We start from the raw sequence: 14,710 nt of genomic DNA, 5'->3' as shown, positions 1-14,710 counted from the left end.
GTCTTTTTTTATTGGTACAATTTAGTTGAAAATTTGCTTTTTAAACATTCTGATGATCTAAACGTCCGTAGGTGTTTAATCTTTTTGTCTTAATAATAGGCACAGATTAATGCTGTTATAAAACGTTTGATGTTGTTACTCTAATTTGTCAAACCCTATTTTATAGATATTACCAAATCCGTTTAATGGACTATTAGAGAACTCTATTAGCTCCCCAACATTTTCTATTTTCTTATTGTTAAGTGTTTTTCTCTCACTAGTAAAGTAGAGATTACGTGACTTCCAATCTACAAACGGACAATAATCCAATTTATCAGAATTGATTAACTCTCCTAAGTTTTTGGATTTTGTCCATTTACCTGACTTGTCTTTACGACTTATATACAAATCACCACCACCATAACCATCAGACCTTCCAAATGAACTAAAAATAATCAAATTTTCTTCTGGATTTATGTAGGCATTAAATTCAAATGATAGTGTGTTTATTTCAGTAGGCAATGGTTTTGGTGATTGAAATTCTCCATCGATAAATTCAGAAATAAAAATATCTTCTTTACCAATTCCATTATCTCTTGTTGCTGTGAAATACAAATTTCCGTTATTACTTAAGGAAGGGAAAAACTCGTCGTTTCTGCTATTAATAATTGAATCTAATGCAATGGGTTCTGACCAACTATCGTTTATGCGGTCACTATACCAAATATTATAATCGTCTCTTGATTTATCATTGTAAATAGGTCTGTTTGATGCAAAATACAATCTGTTACCATTGTTGGTATAAAATGGTTCTATATCCTGGTATTTTCCTGAGAAATTTAGAATTTCAGCCTGTTTCCAATTATCGTTTTCTCGGTTTATGACAACTAAGCATCGTTTATTTTGTTTGTAATCACCCAATGTATAGATAAGCTCATTTCCTTGTGGGGAAATTGCTAAATCTCTTTGATATAATGGTGTTGAAATTACATTTTCTCCAAATAATGTTAAACTGTCTGCTGTTGTATGAATATCTATAGAATTTTCTTTTTCTTGTTTAGTGTTATTCTGACAGTTTATCAATAAAACTGACAATATAAGTGTTGCTAGATTTTTCATTTTTGTTCAATCTTTGTTAATCTCTCCTCCTTACATATGGCTACAGGTTAAAATTGAATTAAGCTGATAATTCATATGCCATATTAGATGTTTTTATAATTCAAAGATAAATGTAATCTTACCTCGACGTATAAATTAGTTGCATTTTTCTTGTTTTCAAAAATAAACGATGCTTTGTCTGGATTCCAAGCTAGACTAAACGTCGTATTCCTAAATTTTAATTCAATTCCTCCATCTATAATCCAAAGATGTATTTTAGGAAATTTCAAGTAAATCATTAGATGCAGTAACGGATTGAAATTGTTTTTCGGTAAGGCTTAGGTGCTGTTTCATCTATTGTAGGCGGCTCATAGAATGTAAAGTAAATGCTATTATCGCATTAAGCACAAACCAGTTTTTAATTCAGGTGTGAGTGCGCAATTCAGTTGTTGCTTCAAATTGTTTACATAGTCTAGCTACAACGTTTAGCGTAGAATTTTTAAGTCAAACTCTAATTATACGTTGCAGATAATTTTTGTTTTCTTCCAATAATAAAATATAAAAGTGCTCCTAAAACATTCCCTAGTAAAACCACTAAAACCCATGCAATTTTATTGTTTCCATAAAATTCATTTTTAAGAATATCAATTAGTGCAATAACCGTTGGTATAATTATAATAAATACAGTAATTAAGATTAAAATTAATTGCCAAGGTCCAATCATTAAAAAGTAGTTCATAGTCTTTTTAGCATTATAGCTAATGTTTAAGTGTGTGGTTAGTTCCGTAGATAAGCAACTAAGTTAGTAAATAAAAACCGAATAGAATGTCCGTGAGGACTTTCGTAAGTAGGCTATAACTAGCAATGAATTATACACGGTGTTGGCAACAGTTTTTATTATTCAGATTACAGTATGTCGTTTAAATCTTGTCTTCCGATAATTGCCATTATTTCAATAACGTCATTATTTATTTTATAGTAAATACTATCTGTTCCGCAAACACATCTTCTGTAGTCTTTTTTTATATAATCAACCGACTCGAATGAAAAAGGCCTTTGGGAAATAATTTCAAAATATTCAAAGAATGATTCAAAATATTTATCCGCTTGAGTCATTCCAAATTTTTTAACTCCATAGTGATGAATTCGGATTAAGTCCTTTTTAGCTTCGTTACTTAATCGATATTTAGCCATTCAATAAAGTTTTTGATTGAGCTAAAATTTCATTTTTCGATTCGCTTGTAAATCCGCTATTTTCAGCTTTTTCCAATTTAGTTCGAACCCAATCAATTTCGACTTGTTGTTTTCTCGCTTGTCTAATTAAATCGTTTACTAATTCGCTTTTGCTTGAATATTCTTTTCCATTGACTTGTGCTTTCAGCCATTCGTCGTTAGGTTCTGTAAATGATATACTTTGTCTTGACATAATTTTATTGTTTGGTGTAAATATACATCAATTACGAATCACTTCCAAATTGTTGCCAACTAGTAATACAGTGTCTTTTACTACCGATATCCTATATTAACCGCTGTTTACAGAAGTTTTAGTTACTAGTTGTAAAAAAATAAAATTACGGAATAAATTCAATTTATTTAGACGTAACCTTACGTATGCATTACTCTTTTAGCTTCCGTTTTGCGACAAAGGTACCATTAGGCTGAATAAATTTTACCTCATTAATACTTTTGTCGTCACTTTCTATGAATTCAATTTTAAAGCCTTCGAGTGTTTTAAAATTAAACTTATGCGTTGCGGTTGGGATAAGCGCATATTCGGGTTGGCCTTTAATAAAAACATAGAGTACGTTTTCGTCTTTAATGTAGGCATTAATTTCTGTGCCCATTAAATCATAATCGCCAACATATTGCTCTAAAGTTTCAGCATCTATAGCAATGGTATTTGGTGTTCGTTTAAAGGCTATAGGATCTAATAAACCTTCAAGTTCTATGCGTCCATAATCTATGTCGCCAGCTACATTGGTGCTAAAGTTTATTTTAGTTGAATGACCAATCGCTGTGGTATCTACTTTTCCATTTTTAATATCAATAAACTCAAAGGTGTCATAATGATAATGGTTTAAATATTGTTTTATACCATTGAGTTCAGTAAATAAGGAATCGTTTTCTGATTTAATTTCAAAGGTACCGTAACCTTGGTGTTTAAATGTACCTGTGTAATCTAATTGTGTATGTGATGGAGTTGTGTTTTTTACATTAGAAATCTCTAGATCATCTTTAGCGTCTTCCTGCATTTTTAATGCTTTTTCGGTGTCTTCTTTATGTTTTTTTGCCCATTCGGTTTTCGCTTCGTTTAGCATATAATCTGCTGCGATATTTCTAATTAATCTTGGTACAGCAGAACCATTTTGATTCGCTAAAACCACAATACCCAAACTATCTGATGGAAATATAGCCACGCTCGCTGAAAATCCGTCAATATTTCCGCCGTGTTCTACCATGTAATGGCCTTTATAAGAATGTAAAAACCAACCGTAACCGTAGTTGGCGAATTGCGCATCTGGTAATTCCTTAGAAGGTAGTCCTGCTGCAACAATCATTTGAGAACTCATAGCCTCTTTTATATAGTTTTCTGGTATAATTTGTTGGTCTTTGTATTTTCCGTCGTTAATCCAAGTCATTAACCAGTGACTCATATCATTAACAGAACTATTAATACTTCCGGCAGGTGACATGCCAGCAATATCGAAGTATGTCATTTTTGTGATATTTCTATCCTTGTCTAATTCGTAACCAAAGGCTGCATTGGTACTTGTTTTCATACCATCTATGGTGGTCTTTGAACGATTCATACCCAAAGGTTTAAAGAATTTGTTCTCAATGTTTTCTTCCCATGTTTTTCCAGTAATTCTTTCCGTAATTACACCTTGAAGCAAAAACCCAAAATTGTTATAATACCATTGTTCGCGAACTCCGGTAAATGGTTCGTGATATTTTACTTTTGCAACCATGCTGTCTTTACTATGGCTCGGGAAAAAATACCAGGAACCGTCGTGTCTTGGCAAACCTGTACTATGACGCATTAAATCTTTTATGGTGATGGTATTATCCATTTCATCATTATAAAATTCTAATTCCGGAATGTGTTGTCTCGGACGATCGTCAAAAGTTAATTGGTCTGCCTCTCTGTGTAATCCTAATAGTGCAGAGGTAAATGCTTTTGTTGAGGATCCAATAGCGAAAAGTGTGTTGGCATCTGCAGGAATTTTATTTTCGTAATCTGAATATCCAAACCCTTTGGCATAAATAATTTTGTCGCCTTCTACTATGGCTACAGCAAAACCAGGTGCTTTTGTGCTTTCTAATACAGAATTGAATTGTTTTTCTATGCCTTTTAAACGTTTGTCAGTTTGAGAAAACACTAATGTAGACACCAGTGTTAATGCAACTATAAATAGTCTGTTTTTCATTATTGGTTGGTTTTAAGGTTGATATTTAGCTTATTAGTATAAAAATGTTACTATTTGTTACTGTTTTTTCACTTTTATTTTAAAAAAAGACAATTCATCATTAGAAAATAACAATTCAGTAAAATCAGTTTTTAAAACCAACACTTGTATTCGATATTTGTATCAAACAAAATCAATTATCATGAATACACTTATAAGAATCATCATTTCGTCTTTAGTAACGTTAATGAGTTTTCAAGCGTCAGCTCAAAATAATTATACCATTACCGTAAAAGTTGAAGGTGCAGAAAGCAATGATGGTAAAATGTTTATTGCACTTTATGATACGGCAACTAATTTTTTGGATAAATCATATAAAGGCGAAGTAAGCGATATCAAAAATAAGTCTTGTACAGTTGTCTTTAAAGATATTCCTAAAGGCACTTATGCAGTTTCTATGTTTCATGATGAAAATGATAATGGAAAATTAGACACCAATTTTTTCGGATTTCCATCTGAAGACTATGGCTGTTCTAATGATGCAAGAGGCATTATGGGACCACCAAGATGGAAAGATGCAAAATTTGAATTAAACGAAAATAAATCAATCACAATACATCTATAATTTTAAAATCTAACACCATGAAAAAGCTTTTACTTATCATAGTTCTTATAACTACAGGAATTGCACAAGCACAAACCAATTTTGAAAAAGGCATGTCCAAAGCTTTTGATTTATGGCAAGCCAATAAAACAGATGAAGCCGAAAATATGTTTGAGCGCATTGCAAAAGCAGAACCCAAACAATGGTTGCCACATTATTATATAGCTCAAATTAACAGTTTAAAAAGCTGGGGAGCAAAAGACGAAACGGTTTTAAAAGCACAGTTAGATAAAGCACAAAAACATATAGATGAAGCAATGCTTATAAGTGAAAACAACGCAGAGCTTTTAGTGATGCAAGCACACGTATATTCTAATTGGGTAGCTTTTGATGGGATGACCTACGGTATGAAATATAGTGCAAAAATTGCCGAGCTTTATGAAAAAGCGTTAGCCTTAGATCCATCAAATCCACGAGCAGCATTTGGTAAAGCGGAATGGGCTATGGGAAGCGCTATATATTTTGGAAAAGATACAGCACCTTATTGTAAAGCCATAGAAGCATCCATTGAACTTTTTAATACCTTTAAGCCAAAGAGCAAGCTTCATCCAAATTGGGGAAAAGAACGTGCTGTAGCAGTAGCTAAAGATTGTAAAGCTTAATAACAACTTATATGAAGTCATTAAAAAAAATTAGTCTAACATTCGCCATAGGCTGTGTGGTATTTGTAATTGGGAACCTTTTATCAGATGGTTTTAAATACGATTCCTTTAATGACTTTTTAATTCAATTTGGGTTTTATCAATTATATGCCTTCGTCTTAGGGTATTCTAATATGGCGTTTTTTGATTATATGGAAAGACGAACATGGACCAAAGGTGATTACGTTAAGCGTATCATTATTGGTATTATTGGTAGCACATGTATCACCTTAGTTGGTTTGTTTCTATTACGAGCAGGAACTTCAGTGTTTTATTACGGTTATGACTTTAATGCGTTTGTAGAAAAAGAATCATGGAAAGCCTATTCCTTTGGTTTATGGATCACCTTAAGCATTGTGATTGTTTTCCATATTGTTTATTTCTATAATCGCTATCAAAAGAATAAGATAAAAGAACAGAAGGTTATTGCTGGTACAGCAAGTGCTAAGTTCGATGCTTTAAAGAATCAGTTAGATCCGCATTTTTTGTTTAATAGTTTAAATGTGCTTACGAGTTTAATTGAAGAAAATCCAGATAATGCTCAAAAATTTACAACGTCGTTATCTAAAGTCTATCGTTATGTTTTAGAACAGAAAAATAAAGAATTAGTAACCGTTGACGAGGAATTAAACTTTGCCAGAACCTATATGTCGCTTTTAAAAATGCGATTTGAGGATAGCATTATTTTCGAAATTCCCGATAAAGCTTCAAATCCTGAAAGTAAAGTAGTGCCATTGTCACTACAGTTGCTTTTAGAAAATGCGGTAAAACATAATATGGTCACATCGAGTAAACCATTACATGTAAAAATATATGAAGATGGCAATCATTTAGTGGTGATGAATAATCTTCAACCCAAACAAATTGTAAAGAAGAGTAGCGGAGTTGGTTTAGAAAACATAAAGCAACGGTACCAATTACTTTCTAATAAAAAAGTACACATCAATCAACGAGAAAAGGATTTTGCAGTTGCGATTCCTATGCTCACAAAACAAGTATCAATCATGACAACAGTTCAAAAATCACAAGAGCGACTTAACGACGATTATGTAAGAGCTCGCAAACGCGTAGAGGAATTAAAAGGTTTTTACTACAGTTTAATTGCATACGTATGCGTCATACCTTTTTTAGTATTTATATGGTATAAGTATTCTTATATGACCATTCAGTGGTTTTGGTTTCCAGCATTTGGTTGGGGTTTAAGTTTAGCTTTTCAGGCGTATAGAGTATTTGTAGATGATGGAGCTTTGGGAGCCAAATGGGAAAAGCGAAAAATTGAAGAGTACATGCGTAAAGAGGAGGAAACAAGACGTTGGAAATAAATTATAAAACTATGGAAGCAAACACATCAAGCTTAAGAAAAGCTAAGAATAAAGTTGAAAAGCTAAAACGTTTTTATACACATTTGGCAGTTTACATGGTAATTAACACAATAATTACAACAGTTAAAGTAATGAGTGGTACAAACAGTGGAGAAACATTTGAAGACGCTTTTTTTAGTTTCTCAACATACGCTTCATGGATAGTTTGGGGCTTGGTAATTGCTATACATGCGTTTTCTGTATTTGGACTGCCACTTATTGTTGGCGACGATTGGGAAGAACGAAAGATACAGCAGTTTATGAATGAAGAATTAGAACATAATAAAAAGTAAGAGTTATGGAAAAGTATCATATAGAATCCTACGAAGATCCTAAGGAAACCACAGATTATAGAAACGAAGAAGCTTATTTAAGAGCCAAGAAAAAAGTAGATGCTATCGTTGGATTTTACTGGCATTTGGCGGTTTATGTGATTGTGAATTTGTTTCTAATTATACTGATAGCTGTTAATTCTAGTGCAGGATTTTTAAGCTTTGGACCGTATGCAACAGCTCTTTTTTGGGGAATAGGATTGGCATTTCATTTCTTAGGCGTTTTTGGCACCAATTTTCTATTTGGAAAGAAATGGGAAAAGCGAAAAATTGAAGAGTTTATGAAAAAGGAAGAGCAGAATTGGGAATAGGTTTTTATACGTCTGAAGCATTCAAAATAGCCAGTAAAACATAGAAAATGACTAACGAAGAAAAACAGCAGCTAATAAGAGCTAAGAATAAAGTAAGGAGAATTAAACTTTTTTACATTCACTTGACATGTTACCTAATCGCTGTAGCACTTCTGTTGTATAATTTATATATTGTTGCAGGTCCTTATAAAAACAACATCATAAGCTTAAATTTAAGTGTTATTGTCGCTTGGACAGTCTTTATTATTATCCACGGATTGAATGTTTTTAAAAACAAAAAATTATTTAAAAAGAGTTGGGAAGATCGTAAAACAGAAGAATTCCTGAAGGACAAAGAAAAAGAAACCACGTTTTGGGAATAAGGTAATTAGTAGTTAATCATAAATTAGAAATATTAAATCAATGAATGTAATTATTATAGAAGACGAAAAACCATCTGCAAGACGGTTACAACGCATGTTAAAAGCTTTAGATATGAATGCTGAAACCATGCTACATTCTGTTGAAGAATCTATTGAATGGTTTCAAAATAACGAGCATCCCGATTTGATTTTTTTAGATATACAATTAAGTGATGGTTTGTCTTTTGAAATCTTTGATGCTATTGATATTAAATCGGCCGTAATTTTTACAACCGCTTACGATGAATATGCCTTACAAGCCTTTAAACTCAATAGTATTGATTATTTATTAAAACCCATTGATGATGAGGATTTAAAAACAGCTGTTGAAAAATACAAAGGAAGAACACCTCAAAAACAGTCGGTCACTCTAGATTTTAATGATATAAAAAACCTACTAGTCAATCCGATTGAGCGCGAATATAAAAAGCGCTTTTCAGTAAAAGTTGGTCAGCATTTAAAGTTGATTAATATTGAAGATATAGAATGTATCTACAGTGAAAACAAAGGTACTTATGCTGCAACGTCTGAGGGGCGTAATTACCTTTTAGACGCGACTTTAGATGAATTGGAAGCCGAATTAGAACCTGATGTGTTCTTTAGAGTGAGCCGAAAATTCTATGTGAATATCAATGCGATAAAAGATATGGTGAGCTATACCAATTCCCGACTTCAAATAAAACTAAACCGTTTTAATGAGCAGGATATTATTGTGGCTAGAGAACGCGTGAAGGATTTTAAAAACTGGTTAGAATAATATCGGATAGATTCATTTTTGTAGTTATCCGATAAAAAGTATATCTTTGTGATATGTGGGATGTTAACACAATATATCGCAAAGATTTAGACGCAACATTTAGTAGGTTGTTAGACAAGGTTCAGGTTTTAAATGCTGCCAGACCGTTGCCCAATATTGTATTGCAAAATATTAAGGAAGCCCTTCTTATAGAGTGGACTTATAATAGTAATAGTATTGAAGGTAATACACTTAGTTTACGTGAAACTCAAATGGTGTTACAAGAGGGGGTTACCATTAAAGGGAAATCTCTTCGAGAGCATTTTGAAGCTAAAAATCATGAAACCGCAATTCATAAGTTTTATGCATTAGTTAGAGATGATTATGTCTTAAATGCTAAAGATATTTTAGAGCTTCATGGTTTGGTTCTGCGTTCTATAGAAGATGATTATGCTGGTCGTTTGCGTAACTCAGGTGTGCGTATTTCTGGTGCTAATTTTGTGCCACCTAATGCTCGTAAAGTTTCAGAGTACCTAGATTCACTAATAAGTTATATCAATGAAAATTCACAAGGGCTTAATCCTATTGAGTTGGCTACGGTGTTTCATCATAAGTTTGTGTGGATTCATCCATTTTTTGATGGTAATGGCCGTACCATTCGGCTTGCTATGAATTTATTATTAATGCGTCATGGTTTTCCTCCAGCTATTATTTTAACCAATGATAGAGCCAAATATTATGCAGCATTAAACCAAGCTAATAATGGTAATTACAGTAAACTGATGCTGTTAATGGCTCAAGCTTGTGAACGGTCGTTAAACATATATATGAGTGCTATTCCAGGTTCTGATAAAGACTATCAGGCTATTTCTAATATTGTTGAAGAACCAGAGGTGCCTTACAGCCAAGAATACGTAAGTTTATTAGCGCGCCAAGGCAAAATTGATGCACATAAAGAAGGTCGTAATTGGTACACAACCAAAGAAGCAGTTCTTAGTTATATTAATGCTAAAGGAAAATAATGATATGAAGACAAAGACATTACATCGTTTTTGTCTTCACTTTTTTATTCTATCACACGCTCTTTATACAATTCAATCGCTTTTAAATAATTTTGAGCACCTTTCAGGCTTAAATCATGAACAAAGCTATCTAATTCTGGATGATTTACTTCAATCCAGCTGACAAGGGTTTCTACTTCTTTAGCCCAAATTTTCCAGTCCACATTGCTACAATCTAGCTCTTCAATATTTGATATTTTTCCAGATTGAAACTGAAATTTGCGTCGACATATCATGGGATTATTCTTCAGAAATTCAAATTTTGAACAACTTATGGAAATTGTCGCAATAAATTTATTGTTGTTTTGCTCAGTTGAAATCAATTTGTATTCAGGTCTAAAAACAGAATCCCATTGAAATTGCTGATAATACGTCTCAGGTGTGAACACCGTTGTGTAATCGCCAGATATTGTAGTAAGTGTATCTGATATTACATTTTTTATTTGTTCGTAATTAGACGTTTTAAAACCTACGAAATATTCAGTTACAAGTTCTAATTCTGTAGGTTGTTTTTCTGAACAACTTACACATAGTGTGAAAATGAAAAGGTATAAAGTGTATTTCATTGATTGATATCTTAAAAAAAAACAATAGCTAATACCATACACTTAACTTTCTAACTTCTAAATTGTTTTTTCTTTGCGACTTTGCGTCTTCGCGAGCATTTCTTTTTTTTGTCTAACCTCTATTTCTCAGAATCCTCTATCCGATTATCATCAAAGGCCGATGGCAATAACTTAGGTATAAATTTTATAAACAAGGGTAGAAGTAGCATACCACCTGGTAACATAAATATTGCTAAACTCGGTATAGACTTAAAGATATCTAGGAGTTGTGTTTGAACTTTCTTTTGTTCTTCGTCAGTAAGGCTGCGTTGCGTCGATTGGGTTAATAAGTATAAAGCTTCTTTACTTTCCGATAATTCTTTAATTAAACGTTTACTGTTTCGCTTAATTAGTTTTGAAACCACTTTACTACTATTATTATAAAAACTCTGTGCTAGATTTTTAGAAGTTAAAAACGAAACGTCGTGCTTATGCTCGTCATAAAAGAGGTTAATATCATTTACAGATCGTACTATAACTGTATGATCGACATCTAAATCTATTTTTAGTTGCTCTAAAAAATCGCGTTCCTCTCGGTCTATAACTTTATCTGTCCAAGATGCCATACAGACTAAATCTATAATATAGAACTTCTCTAAAGGTTGATTAATTAAAGCAATAGCGTCATTATAAGTAAAGCTTTCAGCATTTTTATGACGAATAGAGCCTTCAAACAACTTAATAAGGTTTTCATCATATTCAGATTTTTCGGTCTTATTTTCAATTACCGAGAATACAATGGTTTCTAATGCCGATTCAAGATTGGTGACATAGTCTCTAATCTTATTTTCATTTTTTAAAAACCTTTGATACCCTAAAACATCAACAAACAGAAGGGCATTAATTAAAAAATAACTAAAGCTTTTAGAAATAAAATTATCATCAATATGAATTCGTTTATGAATCACTTGTTCTAATAAGTAATCGGGTTTATTGTTACCAAATAACTCTTCAAAAAATGAACGCTTTTGGTCACTGATAGCTTTATAATATCTAATAAGACTGTCTGTAAATTGTTCCTCTGTCGCTTCCTTATTAAAGATGTAGTAAAAGGTAAGCAGTAAATTGGTTTTACAGCGTTCTTCCTCACTAAGTTCAAAGGGTTTAACGATATCTAGTACGACCTTAATATTACTTCCATATATGAAACCAGCATGTTTTAGGTTATTATAAAACACATCATACTCAGTCTCAGAATACATCGTTTCAGAAACTTGATTAAGTAATTTGTTTATCCAGCCATTAGCTGATGGATTCATACGGTACGATTTGAGTGGGCAAAGTTAAATTTTTATCCTGAAAAACCTCAATTTATTTCATTAACAAAATTTTAACAAAACCGCTATTTGTATTTTTTCGTAGGTAGACCAGAGACAATAAAACTAACAAAATCTCAGAAATTATGAAGAAAACAAAAATTTTAATCGCAACAGCAATTTTAGGAATTGGAACATTCGTTGCTATTGCAGCAGATCACATCGATGCTCCGGCTGTACAAGGTGGTACAAGTGATATCACAGACTTTTATGCCTTTAGAGGTGAAAACACATCAAATTTGGTATTGGTTGCCAACGTACAAGGACTTTTAACTCCTGGTAATACCGCAGCGGCTTCATTTGATGAACGTGTATTATTAGAGTTTAATATTGATACCGATGGAGACAATGTAGAGGATTTAGTCATCCAAGCCACACCAAGAAATGGTAAAATGTATTTCTTTGGGCCAACGGCTCCAGCGTCAACGGGTTTAAACAGTACAATTCTTTCAACAACAACGAATGCAGGTGTTGTAGATATTACTAATTATGGGGAAACTGCAATGGTTGAAGAATTTGCAGGTATGAAATTTTTTGCAGGACCAAGAGATGATCCTTTCTTTTTCGATTTTAACAAATACACAGAAATTATTGCTGGTGATGCTTCCGGATTTGCAAGTCCGGGTGATGATACGTTTGCAGGGTCTAATGTGTTATCTGTTGTAGTTGAGGTGCCAAAATCTATGATAGGTGGATCAGGTACGATTAACACGTGGGTAGAATCTAAAAGAAAACAATAATTAAAAATAAAGAGTCATTCTGAAAACCTTGAGGTTTTAGGTTGAAGCATACTGCATTCAACACCAAAAGGTATCCAATGATAATAATTAATACTAAAATTTAAATAACATGAAATTCAATAATATAAAACTATTTGCAGTTGCCATTTTAGCGTCAATGACCGCTATTAACTGTAGTGACGATGACGATAATGTAACAGGTCCAACAGGTCCAAACTTTACAGGAACTTATATTCAGGAAGACCAAATGGGACGACCAGCAATTAATACCGTATTTGTAAATGACGGGATGAAAGATGCTTTTAACACGACGATTCCATCAAATATGGGAGCGATGTTCCAAAGTGCGTTTCAAACAAAATTAGAAACGTTGAGTCCTGCATACGATCCTGCAAATCCAGATGATGCTAATGCTTTAGGTTTTACAGCAGCACAATTTACAGGAGTCTTAGCAACTGATGTTCTTACGGTTTCTTTAGATGATCCAACAACATTTTTTGATGGTACAAATATTTTAACTGGTAGAAATTTAACCGATGATGTTATCGATGTAGAATTGATATTAATTTTTGGAGGTGAAGAAGGTTTATCAAATCCAGAATTCCCTGGATTAGTAAGTGATAACGTCGCGTCTAATGACAAAGAATTTTTGACGTCTTTCCCTTATTTAGCATCTCCTTGGTAAGTGATTGATTAGTAAACTAGAATGAGGTCGAAAGATCTCATTTTAGATTATTACATCTTGCCTAAACACAAATTAACAAAACTCAAAAAACTTATTATGAAACTCAAGATTATACTTCCCATATTTATCGGTTTAATCATGCTTAGCTGTGATTCTAAAATTACAAATGAAGCCGATTATAGCCCATACCTCACCACCCAAATTGACCAAACCCAACTTTTAGAGGATGTCGAATTTTGGACTAATAGAATTGAAAATAGTTCTAGTACGTATTCCTATTTAATCAGTCGTGCTAATGCTAACACAGATGTGTTTAATGTTACAGGTGACATTGACTATTTAATAAAGGCTGAAGAGGATCTTCTTGAAGCCAACACCATTATTAAAGATAGTGATGCAGGACTCTTAAAAAATATAGCTGCAAATTACATTTCACAACACCGTTTTAAAGACGCTTTGGTACTACTTAAAAAAGCAGAAGCTAATGGTGCAAAACTTAATGGAACTAAAAAAATGCTGTTCGATGTACATTTAGAATTAGGAAATTACATTGATGCCGAAGCTTATTTAAAAGACTTAAAGAATATCTCTAGTTTTGATTATCTCATTCGTTTATCAAAATTAGAAGATCATAAAGGCAATTTAGATGGCGCCATTGAAAACATGGAAAAAGCCATGGTCATTGCTGAAGACTCCAACTTAAAAGGTATGAAACTATGGTCATACACTAACATCGCAGACTTTTATGGTCATGCAGGTGACATTGATAAGTCCTATGCTTATTTCTTAAAAGCTTTAGAATTAGATCCTGATAATGCTTATGCAAAAAAAGGTATTGCTTGGATTGTGTATTCTCATGAGAAGAATCCAACGGAAGCTTTAAACATCTTAAATCATGTTACGTCGTATCACAATACTCCAGATTACGATTTACTAAAAGCAGAGATTGCAGAATTTAATGACGATTTAAAATTGAAAGCAGCTTCATTAACAAATTATCTAGCGGCTGTGAAAAATGAATTGTACGGAGACATGTATAACAAATATGATGTGATGGTCTATTCTGATGATTTATTAATTCCAGAACGTGCTTTAGAAATTGCCATGCAAGAAGTTGAAAACCGACCAACGCCACAGTCTTATGATTTATTAGCGTGGAGTTATTTTAAACTTGGAGAAATAAAAAAAGCCAATCAAATTATTGAAGAATTTGTAGACGGTAAAACCTTTGAGCCAGCTGTATTGTATCATGTAGCTGAAATTTATAAAGCAGTAGGTAAAACTGAAGACTTGCAACCTTTAAAAAAGGAATTAGTAGCGAGCTTATACGAATTAGGACCATTAATGGAACAAAAAATTAAACAACTATAATT

General features: G+C 32.8%; 19 protein-coding genes. 11 read left to right on the top strand and 8 right to left on the bottom strand.

Annotation, left to right across the window (positions count from 1 at the left end; genetic code table 11):
• Positions 1-135: 135 nt before the first annotated feature.
• From K1X16_RS01850 to K1X16_RS01825, 6 genes are all read right to left on the bottom strand, one after another.
• On the bottom strand, positions 136-1,098 hold the full coding sequence (locus tag K1X16_RS01850; RefSeq protein WP_225034831.1) for a TolB family protein: 963 nt from the start codon (positions 1,096-1,098) through the stop codon (positions 136-138).
• 83 nt (positions 1,099-1,181) lie between these two features.
• The gene (locus tag K1X16_RS01845) at positions 1,182-1,376 is read right to left on the bottom strand and encodes a hypothetical protein (protein ID WP_225034830.1); all 195 of its coding nucleotides are present in this window, start codon (positions 1,374-1,376) and stop codon (positions 1,182-1,184) included.
• Between the two features lie 212 nt (positions 1,377-1,588).
• Complete coding sequence (locus tag K1X16_RS01840) at positions 1,589-1,816, bottom strand: PLDc N-terminal domain-containing protein (RefSeq protein WP_225034829.1); 228 nt, start codon at positions 1,814-1,816, stop codon at positions 1,589-1,591.
• A gap of 167 nt (positions 1,817-1,983) precedes the next feature.
• Positions 1,984-2,271: a type II toxin-antitoxin system RelE/ParE family toxin gene (locus K1X16_RS01835; RefSeq protein WP_195870704.1), complete on the bottom strand. Its 288-nt coding sequence runs from the start codon at positions 2,269-2,271 to the stop codon at positions 1,984-1,986.
• Positions 2,264-2,503 carry a type II toxin-antitoxin system ParD family antitoxin gene (locus K1X16_RS01830; RefSeq protein ID WP_036578964.1) on the bottom strand — a complete coding sequence of 80 codons (240 nt, stop codon included), beginning with the start codon at positions 2,501-2,503 and terminating at the stop codon, positions 2,264-2,266. Before K1X16_RS01830 ends, K1X16_RS01835 begins: the two co-directional genes overlap by 8 nt.
• A gap of 190 nt (positions 2,504-2,693) precedes the next feature.
• Complete coding sequence (locus tag K1X16_RS01825; protein ID WP_225034828.1) at positions 2,694-4,505, bottom strand: serine hydrolase; 1,812 nt, start codon at positions 4,503-4,505, stop codon at positions 2,694-2,696.
• A gap of 181 nt (positions 4,506-4,686) precedes the next feature.
• Here K1X16_RS01825 and K1X16_RS01820 point away from each other — a divergent pair, with 181 nt between their 5' ends.
• Genes K1X16_RS01820 through K1X16_RS01785 form a run of 8 tightly spaced genes read left to right on the top strand, consistent with a single transcriptional unit; the run spans position 4,687 to position 9,952 of the window.
• Positions 4,687-5,109: a DUF2141 domain-containing protein gene (locus K1X16_RS01820; protein ID WP_225034827.1), complete on the top strand. Its 423-nt coding sequence runs from the start codon at positions 4,687-4,689 to the stop codon at positions 5,107-5,109.
• A 17-nt stretch (positions 5,110-5,126) separates the two neighbouring features.
• Positions 5,127-5,750: a tetratricopeptide repeat protein gene (locus K1X16_RS01815; RefSeq protein WP_225034826.1), complete on the top strand. Its 624-nt coding sequence runs from the start codon at positions 5,127-5,129 to the stop codon at positions 5,748-5,750.
• Between the two features lie 11 nt (positions 5,751-5,761).
• Positions 5,762-7,111, top strand: a complete 1,350-nt coding sequence (locus tag K1X16_RS01810) for a histidine kinase (protein WP_225034825.1) — start codon at positions 5,762-5,764, stop codon at positions 7,109-7,111.
• Between the two features lie 11 nt (positions 7,112-7,122).
• On the top strand, positions 7,123-7,443 hold the full coding sequence (locus K1X16_RS01805; protein ID WP_225034824.1) for a 2TM domain-containing protein: 321 nt from the start codon (positions 7,123-7,125) through the stop codon (positions 7,441-7,443).
• Positions 7,444-7,448: 5 nt separating this feature from the next.
• Positions 7,449-7,793: a 2TM domain-containing protein gene (locus K1X16_RS01800; protein ID WP_225034823.1), complete on the top strand. Its 345-nt coding sequence runs from the start codon at positions 7,449-7,451 to the stop codon at positions 7,791-7,793.
• A 47-nt stretch (positions 7,794-7,840) separates the two neighbouring features.
• A complete protein-coding gene (locus K1X16_RS01795) occupies positions 7,841-8,155 on the top strand; it encodes a 2TM domain-containing protein (RefSeq protein WP_225034822.1) in 315 nt (104 codons plus the stop codon).
• 40 nt (positions 8,156-8,195) lie between these two features.
• Positions 8,196-8,951, top strand: a complete 756-nt coding sequence (locus K1X16_RS01790; protein ID WP_225034821.1) for a LytR/AlgR family response regulator transcription factor — start codon at positions 8,196-8,198, stop codon at positions 8,949-8,951.
• 53 nt (positions 8,952-9,004) lie between these two features.
• Complete coding sequence (locus K1X16_RS01785; RefSeq protein WP_225034820.1) at positions 9,005-9,952, top strand: Fic family protein; 948 nt, start codon at positions 9,005-9,007, stop codon at positions 9,950-9,952.
• Positions 9,953-9,996: 44 nt separating this feature from the next.
• Here K1X16_RS01785 and K1X16_RS01780 read toward each other — a convergent pair whose 3' ends face one another.
• Positions 9,997-10,557 carry a hypothetical protein gene (locus K1X16_RS01780; protein ID WP_225034819.1) on the bottom strand — a complete coding sequence of 187 codons (561 nt, stop codon included), beginning with the start codon at positions 10,555-10,557 and terminating at the stop codon, positions 9,997-9,999.
• Between the two features lie 119 nt (positions 10,558-10,676).
• Positions 10,677-11,855 (bottom strand): LETM1-related biofilm-associated protein, encoded by a 1,179-nt coding sequence (locus K1X16_RS01775; protein WP_195870693.1) that lies wholly within the window; start codon positions 11,853-11,855, stop codon positions 10,677-10,679.
• 143 nt (positions 11,856-11,998) lie between these two features.
• Here K1X16_RS01775 and K1X16_RS01770 point away from each other — a divergent pair, with 143 nt between their 5' ends.
• The 3 genes from K1X16_RS01770 to K1X16_RS01760 all read left to right on the top strand — a co-directional run bounded on the left by K1X16_RS01770 (position 11,999) and on the right by K1X16_RS01760 (position 14,708).
• Positions 11,999-12,652 (top strand): DUF4331 family protein, encoded by a 654-nt coding sequence (locus K1X16_RS01770; RefSeq protein ID WP_225034818.1) that lies wholly within the window; start codon positions 11,999-12,001, stop codon positions 12,650-12,652.
• 109 nt (positions 12,653-12,761) lie between these two features.
• Positions 12,762-13,337 carry a DUF4331 family protein gene (locus tag K1X16_RS01765; RefSeq protein ID WP_225034817.1) on the top strand — a complete coding sequence of 192 codons (576 nt, stop codon included), beginning with the start codon at positions 12,762-12,764 and terminating at the stop codon, positions 13,335-13,337.
• A 96-nt stretch (positions 13,338-13,433) separates the two neighbouring features.
• A complete protein-coding gene (locus K1X16_RS01760) occupies positions 13,434-14,708 on the top strand; it encodes a tetratricopeptide repeat protein (protein ID WP_225034816.1) in 1,275 nt (424 codons plus the stop codon).
• Positions 14,709-14,710 lie beyond the last annotated feature (2 nt).

It is taken from the genome of Winogradskyella sp. SM1960, from assembly GCF_020179375.1.
Taxonomy (GTDB): domain Bacteria; phylum Bacteroidota; class Bacteroidia; order Flavobacteriales; family Flavobacteriaceae; genus Winogradskyella; species Winogradskyella marina.
The sequence above is the reverse complement of the archived record's forward strand: the minus strand, read 5'-3'. Positions and strand labels throughout refer to the sequence as shown.

What these genes read in the sequence shown, in the direction of transcription:
- K1X16_RS01850 (WP_225034831.1), bottom strand. Translation starts at nt 1,098, where the DNA reads ATGAAAAATCTAGCAACACTTATATTGTCAGTTTTATTGATAAACTGT.
- K1X16_RS01845 (WP_225034830.1), bottom strand. Translation starts at nt 1,376, where the DNA reads ATGATTTACTTGAAATTTCCTAAAATACATCTTTGGATTATAGATGGA.
- K1X16_RS01840 (WP_225034829.1), bottom strand. Translation starts at nt 1,816, where the DNA reads ATGAACTACTTTTTAATGATTGGACCTTGGCAATTAATTTTAATCTTA.
- K1X16_RS01835 (WP_195870704.1), bottom strand. Translation starts at nt 2,271, where the DNA reads ATGGCTAAATATCGATTAAGTAACGAAGCTAAAAAGGACTTAATCCGA.
- K1X16_RS01830 (WP_036578964.1), bottom strand. Translation starts at nt 2,503, where the DNA reads ATGTCAAGACAAAGTATATCATTTACAGAACCTAACGACGAATGGCTG.
- K1X16_RS01825 (WP_225034828.1), bottom strand. Translation starts at nt 4,505, where the DNA reads ATGAAAAACAGACTATTTATAGTTGCATTAACACTGGTGTCTACATTA.
- K1X16_RS01820 (WP_225034827.1), top strand. Translation starts at nt 4,687, where the DNA reads ATGAATACACTTATAAGAATCATCATTTCGTCTTTAGTAACGTTAATG.
- K1X16_RS01815 (WP_225034826.1), top strand. Translation starts at nt 5,127, where the DNA reads ATGAAAAAGCTTTTACTTATCATAGTTCTTATAACTACAGGAATTGCA.
- K1X16_RS01810 (WP_225034825.1), top strand. Translation starts at nt 5,762, where the DNA reads ATGAAGTCATTAAAAAAAATTAGTCTAACATTCGCCATAGGCTGTGTG.
- K1X16_RS01805 (WP_225034824.1), top strand. Translation starts at nt 7,123, where the DNA reads ATGGAAGCAAACACATCAAGCTTAAGAAAAGCTAAGAATAAAGTTGAA.
- K1X16_RS01800 (WP_225034823.1), top strand. Translation starts at nt 7,449, where the DNA reads ATGGAAAAGTATCATATAGAATCCTACGAAGATCCTAAGGAAACCACA.
- K1X16_RS01795 (WP_225034822.1), top strand. Translation starts at nt 7,841, where the DNA reads ATGACTAACGAAGAAAAACAGCAGCTAATAAGAGCTAAGAATAAAGTA.
- K1X16_RS01790 (WP_225034821.1), top strand. Translation starts at nt 8,196, where the DNA reads ATGAATGTAATTATTATAGAAGACGAAAAACCATCTGCAAGACGGTTA.
- K1X16_RS01785 (WP_225034820.1), top strand. Translation starts at nt 9,005, where the DNA reads ATGTGGGATGTTAACACAATATATCGCAAAGATTTAGACGCAACATTT.
- K1X16_RS01780 (WP_225034819.1), bottom strand. Translation starts at nt 10,557, where the DNA reads ATGAAATACACTTTATACCTTTTCATTTTCACACTATGTGTAAGTTGT.
- K1X16_RS01775 (WP_195870693.1), bottom strand. Translation starts at nt 11,855, where the DNA reads ATGAATCCATCAGCTAATGGCTGGATAAACAAATTACTTAATCAAGTT.
- K1X16_RS01770 (WP_225034818.1), top strand. Translation starts at nt 11,999, where the DNA reads ATGAAGAAAACAAAAATTTTAATCGCAACAGCAATTTTAGGAATTGGA.
- K1X16_RS01765 (WP_225034817.1), top strand. Translation starts at nt 12,762, where the DNA reads ATGAAATTCAATAATATAAAACTATTTGCAGTTGCCATTTTAGCGTCA.
- K1X16_RS01760 (WP_225034816.1), top strand. Translation starts at nt 13,434, where the DNA reads ATGAAACTCAAGATTATACTTCCCATATTTATCGGTTTAATCATGCTT.